At 56.3% G+C, this 14462-nt stretch carries 11 protein-coding genes; 6 read left to right on the top strand and 5 right to left on the bottom strand.

Going from position 1 to position 14462, the window contains the following annotated elements:
• Positions 1 to 89: 89 nt before the first annotated feature.
• The 3 genes from hflX (at position 90) to QP442_RS05390 (ending at position 4683) form a co-directional block, all read left to right on the top strand.
• On the top strand, positions 90 to 1628 hold the full coding sequence (gene hflX, locus QP442_RS05400) for a GTPase HflX (RefSeq protein ID WP_006681703.1): 1539 nt from the start codon (positions 90 to 92) through the stop codon (positions 1626 to 1628).
• A complete protein-coding gene (locus QP442_RS05395; protein WP_285069683.1) occupies positions 1625 to 3586 on the top strand; it encodes an ATP-dependent DNA helicase in 1962 nt (653 codons plus the stop codon). Before hflX ends, QP442_RS05395 begins: the two co-directional genes overlap by 4 nt.
• A gap of 107 nt (positions 3587 to 3693) precedes the next feature.
• Positions 3694 to 4683 carry an L-lactate dehydrogenase gene (locus QP442_RS05390; protein ID WP_006681701.1) on the top strand — a complete coding sequence of 330 codons (990 nt, stop codon included), beginning with the start codon at positions 3694 to 3696 and terminating at the stop codon, positions 4681 to 4683.
• Between the two features lie 101 nt (positions 4684 to 4784).
• Here QP442_RS05390 and lexA read toward each other — a convergent pair whose 3' ends face one another.
• Complete coding sequence (lexA, locus tag QP442_RS05385; protein WP_103633554.1) at positions 4785 to 5483, bottom strand: transcriptional repressor LexA; 699 nt, start codon at positions 5481 to 5483, stop codon at positions 4785 to 4787.
• Positions 5484 to 5672: 189 nt separating this feature from the next.
• Between lexA and QP442_RS05380 the strand changes: the two genes are divergently transcribed.
• Positions 5673 to 6143: a LysM peptidoglycan-binding domain-containing protein gene (locus QP442_RS05380; protein ID WP_006681699.1), complete on the top strand. Its 471-nt coding sequence runs from the start codon at positions 5673 to 5675 to the stop codon at positions 6141 to 6143.
• Between the two features lie 69 nt (positions 6144 to 6212).
• On the top strand, positions 6213 to 6758 hold the full coding sequence (nrdR, locus tag QP442_RS05375) for a transcriptional regulator NrdR (protein ID WP_006681698.1): 546 nt from the start codon (positions 6213 to 6215) through the stop codon (positions 6756 to 6758).
• Between the two features lie 27 nt (positions 6759 to 6785).
• Here the strand turns inward: nrdR and QP442_RS05370 are convergent, their stop codons facing one another.
• The 3 genes from QP442_RS05370 to QP442_RS05360 all read right to left on the bottom strand — a co-directional run bounded on the left by QP442_RS05370 (position 6786) and on the right by QP442_RS05360 (position 12115).
• Positions 6786 to 8507, bottom strand: coding sequence for an AMP-binding protein (locus QP442_RS05370; protein ID WP_285067837.1), 1722 nt, complete (start codon positions 8505 to 8507; stop codon positions 6786 to 6788).
• Positions 8508 to 8588: 81 nt separating this feature from the next.
• The gene (gene serA, locus QP442_RS05365) at positions 8589 to 9794 is read right to left on the bottom strand and encodes a phosphoglycerate dehydrogenase (RefSeq protein WP_040318683.1); all 1206 of its coding nucleotides are present in this window, start codon (positions 9792 to 9794) and stop codon (positions 8589 to 8591) included.
• Positions 9795 to 9859: 65 nt separating this feature from the next.
• Positions 9860 to 12115: a HelD family protein gene (locus QP442_RS05360; RefSeq protein ID WP_103633556.1), complete on the bottom strand. Its 2256-nt coding sequence runs from the start codon at positions 12113 to 12115 to the stop codon at positions 9860 to 9862.
• A gap of 258 nt (positions 12116 to 12373) precedes the next feature.
• On the opposite strand from QP442_RS05360, the gene QP442_RS05355 reads away from it, so the two are divergent.
• Positions 12374 to 13534: a PAC2 family protein gene (locus QP442_RS05355; RefSeq protein ID WP_285067866.1), complete on the top strand. Its 1161-nt coding sequence runs from the start codon at positions 12374 to 12376 to the stop codon at positions 13532 to 13534.
• Between the two features lie 38 nt (positions 13535 to 13572).
• On the opposite strand, the gene QP442_RS05350 is transcribed toward QP442_RS05355, so the two are convergent.
• Entirely contained in the window at positions 13573 to 14400 is an 828-nt protein-coding gene (locus tag QP442_RS05350; RefSeq protein ID WP_103633558.1) for a spermidine synthase, read from the bottom strand.
• Positions 14401 to 14462: the final 62 nt, after the last annotated feature.

Genomic DNA, 14462 nt, shown 5'->3' with positions numbered 1-14462 from the left:
TGGCAACGAACGCACTAAGAGGGGCGTAGGTCGCACGCCGACCGAATAGGTGCCACACTTAGAGGGCAGACATACGCGGAAGGAACTGAATGGACAATCCCGGATTCTCGGCTGACGACGAATTGGCACAACAGCGCGCGAATGACGTTGTTGCACGCATTCTGGCGCGTCGAGGCACGGCGCTGGAATCCACCGCCGGTCAAGATCACTCCGCAGATGCTGGCGACCTTGAACGAGAGGCGCGTGCCGGTACCCGTCGTATCCAGGGTTATGCCAACGATCGTGAGGAAATCTCCGAAGTCGAATACCGCCAGGTTCGCCTCGAAAAGGTTGTCCTTGTCGGTCTGCGGACGACGCAGACCGAAGAAGAAGTCGAGACTTCGCTACGTGAGCTTGCTGCGCTCGCGCAAACCGCCGGATCTCAGGTCCTCGATGCGGTCGTGCAAAAACGGGTGAAGCCGGATCCTGCCACCTATCTGGGGTCAGGTAAAGCGAAAGAGCTCGCGGGGATCGTGCGCGCCGTTGAAGCCGATACCGTCATTGTTGATGAGGAATTGGCCCCTTCCCAGCGACGCGGACTGGAAGATGTTGTCGACGCAAAGGTCGTTGATCGCACCGCTCTCATCCTCGACATTTTCGCTCAGCACGCGAAGTCGCGTGAAGGTAAGGCGCAGGTCGAGTTGGCTCAGCTCGAATACTTGCTTCCCCGTCTTCGTGGCTGGGGCGATTCGATGTCCCGTCAGGCGGGTGGTCGAGTCGCGGGCGGTGCGGGTATCGGTTCACGAGGTCCGGGCGAAACGAAGATCGAATTGGATCGTCGTCGCATTCGCACGCGCATGGCGAAGCTCCGCGAAGAAATACGAAAGATGGAGCCTGCCCGGCGCACTCAGCGTTTATCGCGTCGTCGCGGAGCTGTCCCTTCCGTCGCTATTGTTGGCTACACGAATGCTGGTAAGTCCACTTTGCTCAACCAACTGACGGGCGCAGGGGTCCTCGTTGAAGACGCTCTGTTCGCCACCCTTGATCCGACGGTGCGTCGGACCCAGACAGCGGATGGTCGCGAATACACGCTGTCAGACACGGTTGGTTTTGTTCGGAATCTTCCCACCCAGCTGGTTGAAGCATTCCGCTCTACCTTGGAAGAAGCGGGCGAAGCCGACCTGCTCGTTCACGTTGTGGATGCCGCGCACCCCGATCCGGTGGGACAAGTTGAGGCTGTCCACCAGGTGTTGGGTGAAATTGAGGGGGCTCTCGGTATCCCCGAAATTATCGTGCTGAACAAAGCCGATCTTGCATCTGCAGAGCAGTTAGCACTGCTTCGCACCTACTTCCCGTCGTCGGTAGCAGTATCCGGATACACGGGCTTTGGAGTCGATGAACTTCGCCATCGCATTGAAGAAGCTCTACCCAGGCCTCGTATTCAGATTGACTGCGTGATCCCATATTCGCGTGGCGACCTGGTCCATCAGATCCACGAGGATGGCGAAGTCGATCACGAAGAATATGTTGCCGAAGGAACGCGCATTCGAGCTCGAGTTGATGAGCACCTTGCAGCGCTCATCCGTGACGTGGCGCTACCGGTCGCTACCGAAGGTGCCCCCTATACTCGCCAGGACAGTGGCGAATGAGTGAGGAAGTAGGACCGGGAAACTCCGAAGCCAGCAAGACCATCGAGGTTCTTGATGCGGTGATCGAATCAATGGGTGGCACGCAACGTGATGGCCAGCGACGAATGGTCACCGATATCAGCGAGGCCCTGAATTCTGACGGTCATATTTTGATCCAGGCGGGCACCGGTACGGGTAAGTCGATTGGCTACCTCGCGCCACTTCTCAGTCACTGCGTTGCAACTGGCGAGCGCGGCCTCGTCACCACCGCGACTTTGGCACTCCAGAGGCAGATTCTGACGAAAGACGCGCCTGCGGTCCAAGACGCAGTTGCGAAAGTGACGGGTATTCGTCCCACTGTCGCTGTGCAAAAGGGCTGGTCAAACTATCTGTGTTTGAACCGTGTCAACGGTGGGTATCCGGACGAGGGCACACTGTTCGACCCGGCACATGCCCCGTCGGCACACTCGTCGACTTCCGCGCTTGGCAAAGAGGTTCTGCGTCTTCGTCAATGGGCGAAGGAAACCGATACTGGTGATCGTGATGATCTGGTCCCCGGTGTTGATGACCGAGCGTGGAGGCATGTCAGCGTCGCCAAACGTGAGTGTTTAGGCAAGACCTGCCCCTACGTTGATGACTGTTTCGCCCAGCAGGCGCGGGAGACAGCCGGAGAGGCTGACCTGGTGGTCACGAACCATTCTCTATTTGGCATCCATTGCACGTCGCCGAACGATCTGTTTGAAGACATTGGTCCAGTCGTTGTCGACGAAGCCCACGAACTTGCTGAGAGAGTACGAAGCCAGGCGACGATGACGCTATCGCAGGCCATGATTCATCGCGTATCACGCAGGCTTCGAACCAACGCGAAGCTTGAAACTGATGCTCTTGATATGGCTACAGTCGATTTTGTTGCCGCTCTGACCCCGTGCGGGGAAGGGCTGATGGGCTCTCGTCCACAGGCGCTTGTCGGCGCATTAGCGCTGCTCGATAATGTCTCACGCGAACTCGGAACTCAGCTACAGGCGTCATCTGCTGATCAAGCAGACAAGATACTTGCGCGCGGGTCCCTGGACGAATTGCGGGACTTTATCGCCGGATGGAGTGAGGACCCGGCATCGATGGCGACTTTTGTGACGAAAGATGACGCGGGGAATATGTCGCTGAATCTAGCGCCCCTTGACGTTGCGCTTCCCGTTGGGTCCAAAGGGTTCTCAGGTAGGCCGGCAATCTTGACCTCAGCGACTCTGACGTTGGGTGGTTCTTTCGACCAGATGGCACGCGATTGTGGATTCATGGTGTCGAAGCAGCCGTGGACGTCGCGCGATGTGGGCACCCCTTTCGATCCGGCGCGCCAGGGGATTCTCTATATTGCTTCCGGCTTGCCAGATCCTGGGCCGGGTGGGTTGTCTGACGCTGCTACGGATGAATTGGTGGCCCTTGCCCAGGCCTCCGATGGGGGAATGTTGGCGCTGTTCAGTTCGTGGAAGGCAGCGAATCAGGGGTACGAGGCTCTGAAGGATCGGACAGAACTCACCGTGTATCGCCAGGGAGATGAAACCTTGAGCGTGCTGGTTGACCGATTCCGTAGGGAGCGCGATGCGTGTTTGGTTGGCACCTTGTCGTTGTGGCAGGGTGTTGATGTTGTGGGCGACTCGTGTCGACTGGTCGTCATCGACCGCATTCCATTCCCGCACCCCGATAATCCGGTGACGAAGGCTCTGTCCCAGGATGCCGATGCGCGTGGTATTGGAGGGTTTTGGGGTGTTTCTCTTCCTCATGCCGCGCTTCTGATGGCGCAGGGGGCTGGGCGTCTGATTCGATCGGCGTCGGACAGGGGAGTGGTGGCGATCCTTGATCGTCGTGTGGACACGAAGTCCTATGGTGGATACCTGCTGAATTCGTTGCCGAGAATGTGGGTCACACGCGATCAGGAGGTCGTGAAAGGGGCCCTAAGTCGCTTGTCCAAGGTTAATTGTTAACAATATCCTGAAATTGGGTGACGTAGTTACCTTGAAGCAATGCGAAATCGAGATAATGTGATTCAAATTTGAGACTATGAGACCACTCAACGAGGAAGGAAGGCATCGTGCCTGGACGTGTGAATAGCTTGTATCCCCCGAAGTCATCGGGTCGTCCGTCAAAGATCGCTGTCGTGGGGGCTGGGGCCGTTGGCACGGCAGTCGCCTACGCGTGCGCAATGCGCGGTGATGCTCGAACAATCGTTCTTCAGGACATTAACAAGGCCAAGGTTGAAGCCGAAGCTCTCGACATGGCACACGGTATTCAATTCACTCCGTGTGGCAGTGTTGAAGGCTCAGATGATGTTGAAATCGTCCGTGGGTCTGACCTTGTGATTGTGACCGCTGGTGCCAAGCAGAAGCCGGGGCAGTCGCGCCTTGAACTTGCTGGTTCAACTGTTGAACTGATGAAGAAGATTGTTCCGAACCTTCAAAACGTTGCGCCAGACGCAATCTTCATGTTCATCACGAATCCCGTGGATGTTGTTACCTATGTGGCGCTGAAGCTGACCGGTCTACCACGCAATCAGGTATTTGGATCTGGCACTGTGCTTGATACGTCGCGTTTGCGCTACCTGGTGTCGCGTGAAACCGGCGTGGCTACCCAGAATATTCACGCCTACATTGCTGGTGAACATGGTGACTCAGAAGTTGCACTGTGGTCCTCCGCTGAGATTGGTAATGTTCCCCTTGAGCACTGGGGGCCAACCTTGGAGGGTAAACCGTTCGATATTGGATTGCGTAAACGCATTGCTCAGGATGTTGTTGAGTCTGCCTACAAGATCATTGAAGGCAAGGGTGCGACAAACTACGCAATTGGTCTTGCCGCATCGAATATTGCGAGTGCCGTCCTTAGAGACGAAAATCGTGTTCTTACCGTCTCTAGCCTGCTGGAGGACTGGGAAGGCATCTCGGATGTCTGCATGGCTGCGCCGACAATCGTTGGTCGTTCGGGTGCGGGCAGGGTCCTGAATCCGCCGTTGACGCTGAATGAGCGCGATGGTCTGACTGCCTCTGCGACGCGCCTGCGTCAGGTGGCAAGGGACTTGGGCTTCTAAGTTCTGTATCTGTCCAGTGTGGGGAGTGCCCGTTGGGTGCTCCCCACACGTGTGTGCTGTGCGAGCAGGGGTACGAGGCCGGGGCTACGCCCCGGAAGCGACTATGCCAAGGAACGCAGGACGGTGACCACCTTGCCCAAAATGGTGGCTTCATCGCCTGGGATGGGGGCGTAGGATTCGTTGCATGGCAGGAGCCAAATATGGCCGTCTGTCTTTGAGAACACCTTGACCGTAGCTTCGCCGTCGATCATGGCGGCAACGATTTCTCCCTGGGATGCGTTCGATTGGGAACGAACAACGACGAAGTCGCCGTCCAGAATGCCAGCGTCCACCATGGACTCTCCGCTGACCTCCAGCATGAACATTTGCCCGTGGCCGGTAAGTCGAGTGGGTAGCTCGAAAACATCTTCCACGTACTGCTCTGCTGTGATCGGAGCGCCCGCGGCAATACGGCCAACCAGGGGGATTGACGAACTGTCTTCGTCAACGTGTCCGGCTGGCAGGTCAATGGTGACCACGTTCGTGACTGTTTGAGGTGCCGGAGGAGTTGGCGCGTCCACGCCGAGCTCCTGTTTCGCTGTTACGGAGAGTTCAAGGGCGCGCGGTAAGCCGGGGACTCGTTGGAGGTAGCCGGCGCGTTCCAGTGCGTCCAAGTGGTACTTCACGGTTGATGGGGAAGCAAGGTGTGCGCGTTGGGCAATCTCTCTGACAGAGGGAGGAAAACCGTGCGCGCTGACCTCTTCGTGAATGACAAGAAGGATCTCTCGCTGGCGACTAGTCAGCGTTGCTTTGTCTGTCATGAGGTTCTCCGTGAGGTTGCGTGCAATTCGGTTTCTACATGGTTGCTGATGCACTTGTTAGGTCAGATTATCTGATTCTGACGCGAAAATGAAACATTTGTTCGAATAAGTCTCGACTTTTGTTTGAAGACCTGTTATCGTACAAGTGTTCGACGAACATATGTTCGATATGTTGTGAAGGAGATCCTCATGAATGCATGTGCCGGTGCTACTCTTGCCCACGACGCTCATCCACACCTGCACCTTGTTCAGGGGATGGCTGATGGCGCCGATGTGGTCTCGATTGAGTCTGCTCCTTCCGCTCGTCGGCGCAAGGGCGTTCTTCGTCAAGATGATCCTGCAACGCGTCGTCGTCCGGCTTGTCGCCACCAATCGGTCGTGGTTCAATCGACCATGTCGATCGGACATGTCGTTCGTGGCGTGTGTGCGACGCTCGCTCTCAGCGTTGTTGCGGGCCTGGCTGGATTCGCCCTGGCTCCCGATGTCTATTCAGGTCCGACCATTGAACATGCTGTGACCGGTGGGGAATCGGTCTGGTCGCTGGCTCAAGGCGTTGATACCGATCGCAACCTGGAAGATGTTGTGACAGATATTCAGCGTTTGAATGGCATCGAAGGTGGCTTGCAGGTGGGGCAGAAGGTTATCCTTCCGCTGAACTAACACTCAGGTCCCCCCACCTCATGCGCGTTTCTTTTTCGTCTTTCTTATTTGCCGTGTAGCGTTAAAGGCGTGCATTGCCCTTTCTGTCATAACCCAGATTCACGAGTCGTCGATACCCGCATCGCAGATGATGGTGCCTCGATTCGTCGTCGTCGCGCGTGCACATCATGTAAGAGGCGTTTCACCACGCTTGAAACATCCTCGTTCCAAGTCGTGAAGCGCGCCGGTGTCGTCGAGCCTTTCTCGCGCAACAAGGTTGTTTCCGGTGTGAAGAAAGCATGCCAAGGGCGCCCCGTTTCTGACGACGATCTCGCAATCCTGGCGCAACAGGTTGAAGAACAACTCCGCTTAACCGGAGTTTCAAACGTCTCTTCCGATGAAGTTGGAAAAGCGATTCTTCCCTTCCTCCGTGACCTCGACGAAATCGCCTACCTTCGTTTTGCTTCCGTCTATCGAGCCTTTAATACCCTCGAAGACTTCGAAGAAGCCATCCGCATCCTGCGTGAGCGTAATAAAGACAATGCCTCCGCATCCACTTCGGGCTCACACTCTTCATCCAAGACGAAGAAGGCGCTATCGAACCGAGAGATTCTGGATTCTCTACTCGACTCGTGATTAAACGTTTCGGCGTCACCGTGACAGCTAGTCGTTCTTTCGATTCGTAAACTGGCGAATTTTAGTTGTCGCAGAGTCGGCGACCTCCATTACCTGTTCGCGAACACGCTTACGCATGACCTTTCCAAGCTGGGAGCGAGGAAGCTCCGTCATCACCACGAGCTGGCGTGGTAGGGCATAGTGAGCAATAGACTTTTCGGCCCACTGGCGAACATCAGCAAGAGTGATCGAAGCGCCGGCTTCAAGGACAATTGCTGCGACGACATCTTCGCCGGTCGAGCCGGCAGGAATACCGATAACCGCTACGTCGCGAACTCCTGGCATAGAGCGAACAGCGTTCTCAACCTGGCTGGGGTACACGTTAAAACCAGAGGCGTTAATCATTTCCTTACGACGATCGGCCATGTAGATGAAGCCGTCGCGCACCTGGACAAGGTCGCCCGTACGAAGCCAGCCCTCTTCGGTGAAGATCTCAGCTGTTTCCTCCGGCTGCTCCCAGTATCCGGAGAACACCTGGGGGCCTCGTGCAATGAGTTCGCCAATTTCACCGTCTTCGACATCCTTCGTCGGATTATCTTGGTCGACAATGCGGATTTGCGTGGACGGATAGGGAACGCCAAGAGCGCCCGGGCGACGGTTCTTTGCTAGAGGGGAACCTAGGAGGATCGGTGAGGCTTCGGTCATGCCATAGCCTTCAATCATCAACCCGCCAGTCTTTTCTTCCCAGCGTGATGCCAAATCAGCAGACAGTGGCATAGCGCCCGAAAGTGAGAACGTCATCGACGTCAGATCGACATCCATGGTGGCTGCCGTAGCCAGCAAACGTTCGTACATTGGTGGAACACCAAGGAAGAACGTACAGGGAAGACGCTTCTGGCTGGTCAGAATCATGGTTGTGTCGAATTTCGGAAATAGCGCAATTGTGGCACCCAAACGCAAGCCCGACAACAAGCCAATGGTGAAGCCAAACGCATGGAACAGGGGAAGAACGCAGTAGAACACTTCAGCGTTCTCGTGCAGGATCGGCACCCATGCGATCGACTGGGCAATGTTCGCCATCAAATTACGGTGTGTAATGCAGGCAGCCTTCGGAACACCTGTCGTACCGCCCGTATGAATCAGTAGCGCCGGATCGTCAGGACTCGCAGGGCAAGAAGTGGTCCAGCGTGGAGCTTGATCTACAGCCTGGTCCCACGAACGAGCCCATGATGGGGGACGCGTCGACAAAGCGTCACGCTTCGTGCGAGCAGACTTGATCGGAAGCTTCAAAAGCAACTGGCTCGGACCGGGAAGAGCCTTCGTCAGGTTGACAGCAAAAACCGTGGTCGCACGATCAAGGAACGTCAGCTTCGACAGGGTCTTTTCCCATGCAATGACAACGCGTGCGCCGTGGCGGTTAAACTCCTCGTGAATTTCGTGGTCAGGAGCCAAAGGATTGTGCTCAACCACGATTGCGCCAAGGTGCATCGTCGCAAGAATTGCAACAACGTGCTGAGGACAGTTTGGCATCGCTAGGGCAACTCGATCCCCCTGGCGAACTCCTGCATTGGCCAGCACAGTTGCTGCCCTGCGTACGCGCGTCATCAGTTGCGCGTACGTGGTTGGGCGCGAGAAGAAGTCCAGAGCAATCTGATGCGGATAACGTTTCGCTACCTCTTCAACCATCGCAGGAATGGTCTGATCCGGCACCTCAATAGTTTCAGGGACGCCGGGGGCGTATTGGGCTCGAAGCTGGTCAGTAAGAGTCACGTTGTCCTCCGATTCTTTACTACCTACGATACCGTAGGTTAGTTGGGACCAGGCCGAGAAAAGACCACATAAGCGTTTTTCCTACAGGGTCGTCGTAATCAGACGAATAGTGTCCTTCATCGAGCGAATCTTCTCGATCGCATCGATCGGAAGTTCGGAAGAAATGTCGGTCAGCACATAGCCGGTTGATCCTGCAGTTCCCAGAATCTGACCACCAACATTCGCGCCCATCTCGGCAAAGGTGTGGTTGATATTCGCCAGAACACCGGGAGTGTTCTTGTGGATCAGACGAATCCTGTAGCGAGACTCTTGCGAAGCATTCAAGCTGAGGTTCGGCAGGTTGATCGACATGTCGGTTGAGCCGGTGTCCTGGTAGTCACTGATTTTCCCCGCGACGAAACGACCAATATCGTACTGAGCCTCTTCCGTTGAACCACCGATGTGTGGAGTAAGAATAACGTTATCCAGCTTGATCAAAGGTGAATCAAAAGGATCGCCATTCTTCTTCGGTTCTTGGGGAAACACGTCAACGGCAGCGCCGGCCAAGTGACCCGACACCAGCGCATCATGCAGGGCATCAATGTCGACGATAAAACCTCGCGACAAATTGATGAACAGCGCACCGGGCTTCATCATCGCGAACTCACGAGCGCCAAACAGATTGGAATTTGTTTCCTGACCATCAACGTGGATCGACACGATATCCGCTTCGCGCAATACGGATTCCATCGTCGGCATCTGGGTGGCGTTGCCCAGAGACAGGCGCTCGGCCATATCGTAGAAGATAACGTTCAAGCCCATTGCTTCAGCAAGCACGGACAGCTGAGTGCCGATATTGCCGTAGCCAATAATGCCAAGCGTGTGACCGCGAACCTCGTGTGCACCATCAGCGCTCTTGTCCCAAATGCCACGGTGGAGGCGAGAATTCTTCACGGTGACGCGACGCGACAGGTCAATGATTTCGCCGATTGCCAGTTCCACAACGGAACGCGTATTCGAATACGGAGCATTAAAGACCGAGATGCCCAGCTCGGTGGCTGCTTCCAGGTCGATCTGGTTCGTCCCAATGCAGAAAGCGCCAATCGCTTTGATCTGCGGGTTGGCTTCGAGAACGCGTCGCGTCACTTGGGTCTTCGAGCGAAGACCCAAGTACTCCACGCCCTCGAGGGCTTTAATCAGCTCATCTTCGTCCAAGGCACCCGCGTGGCGAGACACATCAATCTCGTTCTTTGCGAAAACCTCGTCAGCAACCTTATGGGGATTCTCAAGCAACAGTGCGCGTGTCATGCCACCATAGTGCCAGAAAAACACCAAGCGATTGCAAAAGTGTTCGTGCTACGGATAGAACCGTCTTACCACTGATCCATTCCCCTGGGAAGATCGCTCGAAGTGATAGCAACCAAATCATGCGTCGCACGAGTCAAGGCGACGAACAGGTCACCAACACCTTCAGCAAAGATCTCGCCGGGCTCAACCACGATAACGGTGTCGAACTCAAGCCCCTTGGAACTCGAGGCACTGAGCAAAGCAATCCGCGAATCAAGTGCGCTCTCACCTGTGGAATCGGCATTCCATGCGTGGCCTCGTGAATCTGAAACCAGAATCGCGACCCTGCCGCTTCCTTCACCCGAAGTGGCATCAAGTCGCTCACACGCCTGCGATGCCGCCTGAATTGCTGCCGCCCACGCCGGCGAATCCTCGCGTGCGACCATATCCGTATCTGCTTCAACAGTCACGACGCGGTAGCAGTCCTCAACGTCGCGGACCGCGCTCATCGGGTGAATAACAGGCTTACCTGCGCGTGCCATCACGGCCTCAGCGATGGCGGTCAATGTCGCCGGAGTACGGTAGGACACCGTCAGAACAAACTCATCGCTGTAGGCTCTGCTTGCCGGCCCCAAGGCTTCAACCCACGTCTTCGGACGCTTCGATCCGCGTCGCTGATCCAAATCACCAACAATCGTGAACGACCGCGACGGACAACGACGCAACAAACTACGCCACGCCATCGGGGAGAGATCCTGAGCTTCGTCAACGACAATATGGCCGTATGCCCACTTGCGATCGTTGGCTGCCTGCTCAGCAAGGGGAGTCCACATTCGCTGAGACAATGTGGACTCGGCAAGCTGCTCAGCATTCACGATGCCTCCGCCAAGCCCCTGGCCTTCGATCGCAGCTCGTGCGCGTTCAATTGCAGCACTTTCTGATTCTGAGGATTCGATGCGCGATGTGGGCATCGGTCCAAGCAATTCTTCGAGCTCGTCTAACAGGGGAATATCGGCATCGGTCCACTCAGCACTATGACGCTCAACGAGTGGCAACAGGCGGGGTAAAACGGGGCGGCCTGCTCGATCGTTAATATGCGCCAACAGTTGGGGACGCGCATAGAGGCGACGAAGAAGAGTCTTGGCGGACGTTGGCATCCACGCAAGATTGATCGCGCGACGCGCATCAATGGAGTCGCGGATTTCGCTGATCCACTCTGTTTTATCCTCGTTGGAATCAAGCACTCCACCGGCCGACGAGGCGTCGGAGGCTAGGCGCTCTGCCAGAACCTCCATCAGCTCCAGAGCAAAACCTTCGCGCGCCTGATTGTGAGTGCGACGCGTATGCCGTGCATGGCGGATCGCTTTCGACACGTCATCCGGCGTCAGTGTCACCGTGCGACTCCACACCTGCAACGTGGTCGGTGCCGATAATTCGCGTGGCAACATTTTGACCGCTTGCTTCAGTAGCTGCGTCCAGCCAATATGACCTTTCGCTTGGGCAACGCCCAGTGGCTCCGTTCCACGTGCGTCTACGCCGGGCAACAGGTCGCCCATGGTCGTCGAAACGACGCCAGTTTCACCCAGTGAGGGAAGTACCTGTTCGATGTATCGCAAGAAAATGCGCGACGGCCCGACCAAAAGAACACCAGAACGCTCTAAGCGCTCACGTTCGGCATACAGCAGGTAGGCAATGCGGTGCAGGGCGACAGCTGTTTTACCGGTTCCCGGACCGCCTTGGACGACGATCGCGCCGTCGCGAGGAGCGCGAATGATTGCATCCTGTTCGGACTGAATTGTCGCGACAATATCACCCATGCGACCATCGCGAGCCTTATCAAGGGCGCTCATCAACGCGCCTTCGCCTTGAAGATCCATACCTTCAGCTCGCGACGAATCCAGCAGTTCATCCTCAAGCGCGACGACGGTGCGCCCGTGAGTTGTAATGTGGCGCCTTCGCACGACACCCTTTGGGTCGACGGCAGTCGCTTGATAGAAGGGCATCGCCACGGGAGCTCGCCAGTCGATCAGGAGGTGCTCGCCGTCGGCGGTCGATAGGGCAACGCGACCAATGTGGTGGTGGTCGCCGTCAGCCATGTCGAGGCGACCGAATACAAGGCGGTCTTCAACGGCCTCGAGGCGTGCTGCCATATCACCAAGGTGAGCCGAGAGTGCCTCGCGTTCTGTCCAGGCCTGAGGATTTCCTGCGCCGTGGATTGCGTGCGTTCGCGCCTGCTGGTCACGGTACTTTTTTCGAAGCTCATCCACCCTTGCATACGCGGCGTCGACATGGCGTTGCTCCGGTATGGACGCCGGCGAAGCAGAAGTCGATGAGTCAGTCATGCGCGTACTTTCGAGGAATGGACAAGATAGCGACCATCTATTGTGCCTGAAAAACTGCGACCAGGTGCAACTGTCCGCGATCTGCGACGCAGGGGAGATAGATTCACGAGGCCGACTATTCGCCCAAGGCGAATATCAGTGGGCCCGTCGGGCGCTCCGGCCTGTTTCCGAGTAGCGTTGATAGTACGAATTGTTCGTCGAGTTGAATTGACGAGCATGGCATTGGACAGAACAGAAATGAAAGGGCATGTGAACGTAATGAAACCGAATGATGCCCTTCTTTTCGAGCGAGGGCCGGCCAGTGAAACTCATTCGCGCATCCTAGTGATGCACTTCTACGGAAGCATGGATGCTGGCGGAGCCGGTCGTATGGCAGTTGCTGAAATGCTTCGCGCCCTGCCGAACGAACGTGTTGCGACTTTTGATTCCGATCAGTTCTTGGACTACCGCTCTCATCGTCCGATCATGACGGTCCGTGATTGGGTCAGCGAAGAAATGGTGACTCATGAAATCGCAATCGACAGAGTTCGCGATGACTTGGGGAACCCGATTTTGCTTCTGCACGGTCCTGAACCGGATGCAAAGTGGGAGGCATTTGCGCGCATTGTTGCTGACTTTGTGAAGGAAGCTGGTGTTGAGATCAGCGTGTCCTTCCATGGCATTCCTTCGAGTGTTCCACATACTCGTGCAACCCCGGTTCACGTGCAGGCCACGGATGCTTCTTTGATTCCGCCTCAGCCGAAGATGGCGGGGTCACTGCAGTTCCCTGCACCGGCAAGTTCCTTCGTTCAGCGTCGTCTTGCTGAACGCGGTGTGAATGGTATTGCTCTTCTTGCTGCGGTTCCGTTCTACATGGCAGAGTCTGGGTACCCGGCGGGCTCCTCTGCGCTGTTATCCAGCCTGTCTGATTTTGCTGATCTGTCGTTGCCGGTTGGTAACTTGGAGTTAGGAGCAGCTCAGGATCAGGGCACGATTGAGCAATTGATCGAAGCAAATCCAGAGATCATGGCGACTATTACGTCCCTTGAAGAGCATTATGACGCGTGGAGTCCTGGCGAATCTTCCTTTTCCTTGAACTCTTTTGGTACTCAGACTCCGCTGGGTCATACTCCTCAACAGGACAAGGACATTGGTGATGTCATTGAGCGCTACTTGGCGAACTTGTCGCAGAGTGAAACAGTATCTGACGATCAGTCGAGCGTCGACGACCAGAGCGTAGAAATGGCGGAAGAAGATCCCCTGACCGCGGCGCTCAAGCGTGTTCACCTGCGTGCAACAGATCCAGAGGCCGTTCGTGCCATGACTCCTCGTCACCGTGCCGATAGCGGGGATGACGCATCGCTGCATGTCGAAGAGCACACCACGGATGAAACCGATCCAAACGAAGAGGCGGATAGCGGAGAAACAGGCGCCATCTGAATTAGGCCTTTGCTCCACGTTTGAGTGTCTTTTCGGCTTCAGCTCGCGCCAGTTTCCTTATATCCGATGTCGGCGTCGCGCAGTGCGGGTGTGCCTGCACGCCACTTCGTCAGATTCGCACCGTGCGTCACCCGAGCGGGTAGAGGAAGGCGCCTCAGTGCGCGGTCAAGGTCTTCAACCGGATAGTCAGCTCCGACATACCCGATGACGATAATGTTGCCACGCCTACCGCTTCGCCCCACCTTCGGATCCTGGATGCTCATCACCTGGCCGAAAACCTCGGAAATAGCGGCAATCTCAGCGCGAGCATCACTGTCGCCACCGTGAGCGCTGTTGAGGATATAGAGTCCGCCGTCCTTCAACTTTTCCCGCGCAATCTTCGCGCACTCGAGAGTCGCAAGATGCGCTGGAACCTGGCCGTTAGCGAAGGTGTCGCGCACGATGACGTTGAATGTGGAATCGCGGAACGAGCTCATCACTTCCCGCCCGTCTCCAATACGTATCGATAGTGCCGGAGATTTCGGCAGATCAAACACACGTCGCGCCAAATCGGGAAGATCCGGATCGATCTCGACAGCGGTCTGCTTCGACTTCGGACGAAGGTAAGACCAGGCGAGTGGCAGAGTACATCCCGCGCCACCAAGGTGGAGCGCGCGGACTGGGGCGGCCTCGTCAATCACGCAATCGAGAGCGCACGTCGCATGCTGCATGTACTCAAACTCGAGGCTGGTCGGATCGTCCACATTCGTGCACGATGACTCGATACCGTTCAAATACAGCGTCGCAAGCGCACCATCCCAACGGATCTCAACCCTCCCAGAGGGGATCTCAAAGAATTCGCTTCCGCGCGCAGTTTTTCGGCTCACGCGTCACACTGTAGTCAGTGAACGAAAGCAGAGTCGACCGCGCTCGCACTGAAGGAGGAGCA

It is taken from the genome of Pauljensenia sp. UMB1177 (assembly GCF_030217965.1).
In the GTDB taxonomy this organism is placed as follows: Bacteria; Actinomycetota; Actinomycetes; order Actinomycetales; family Actinomycetaceae; genus Pauljensenia; species Pauljensenia turicensis_A.
This window is presented reverse-complemented; position numbering and strand designations above follow the sequence as displayed.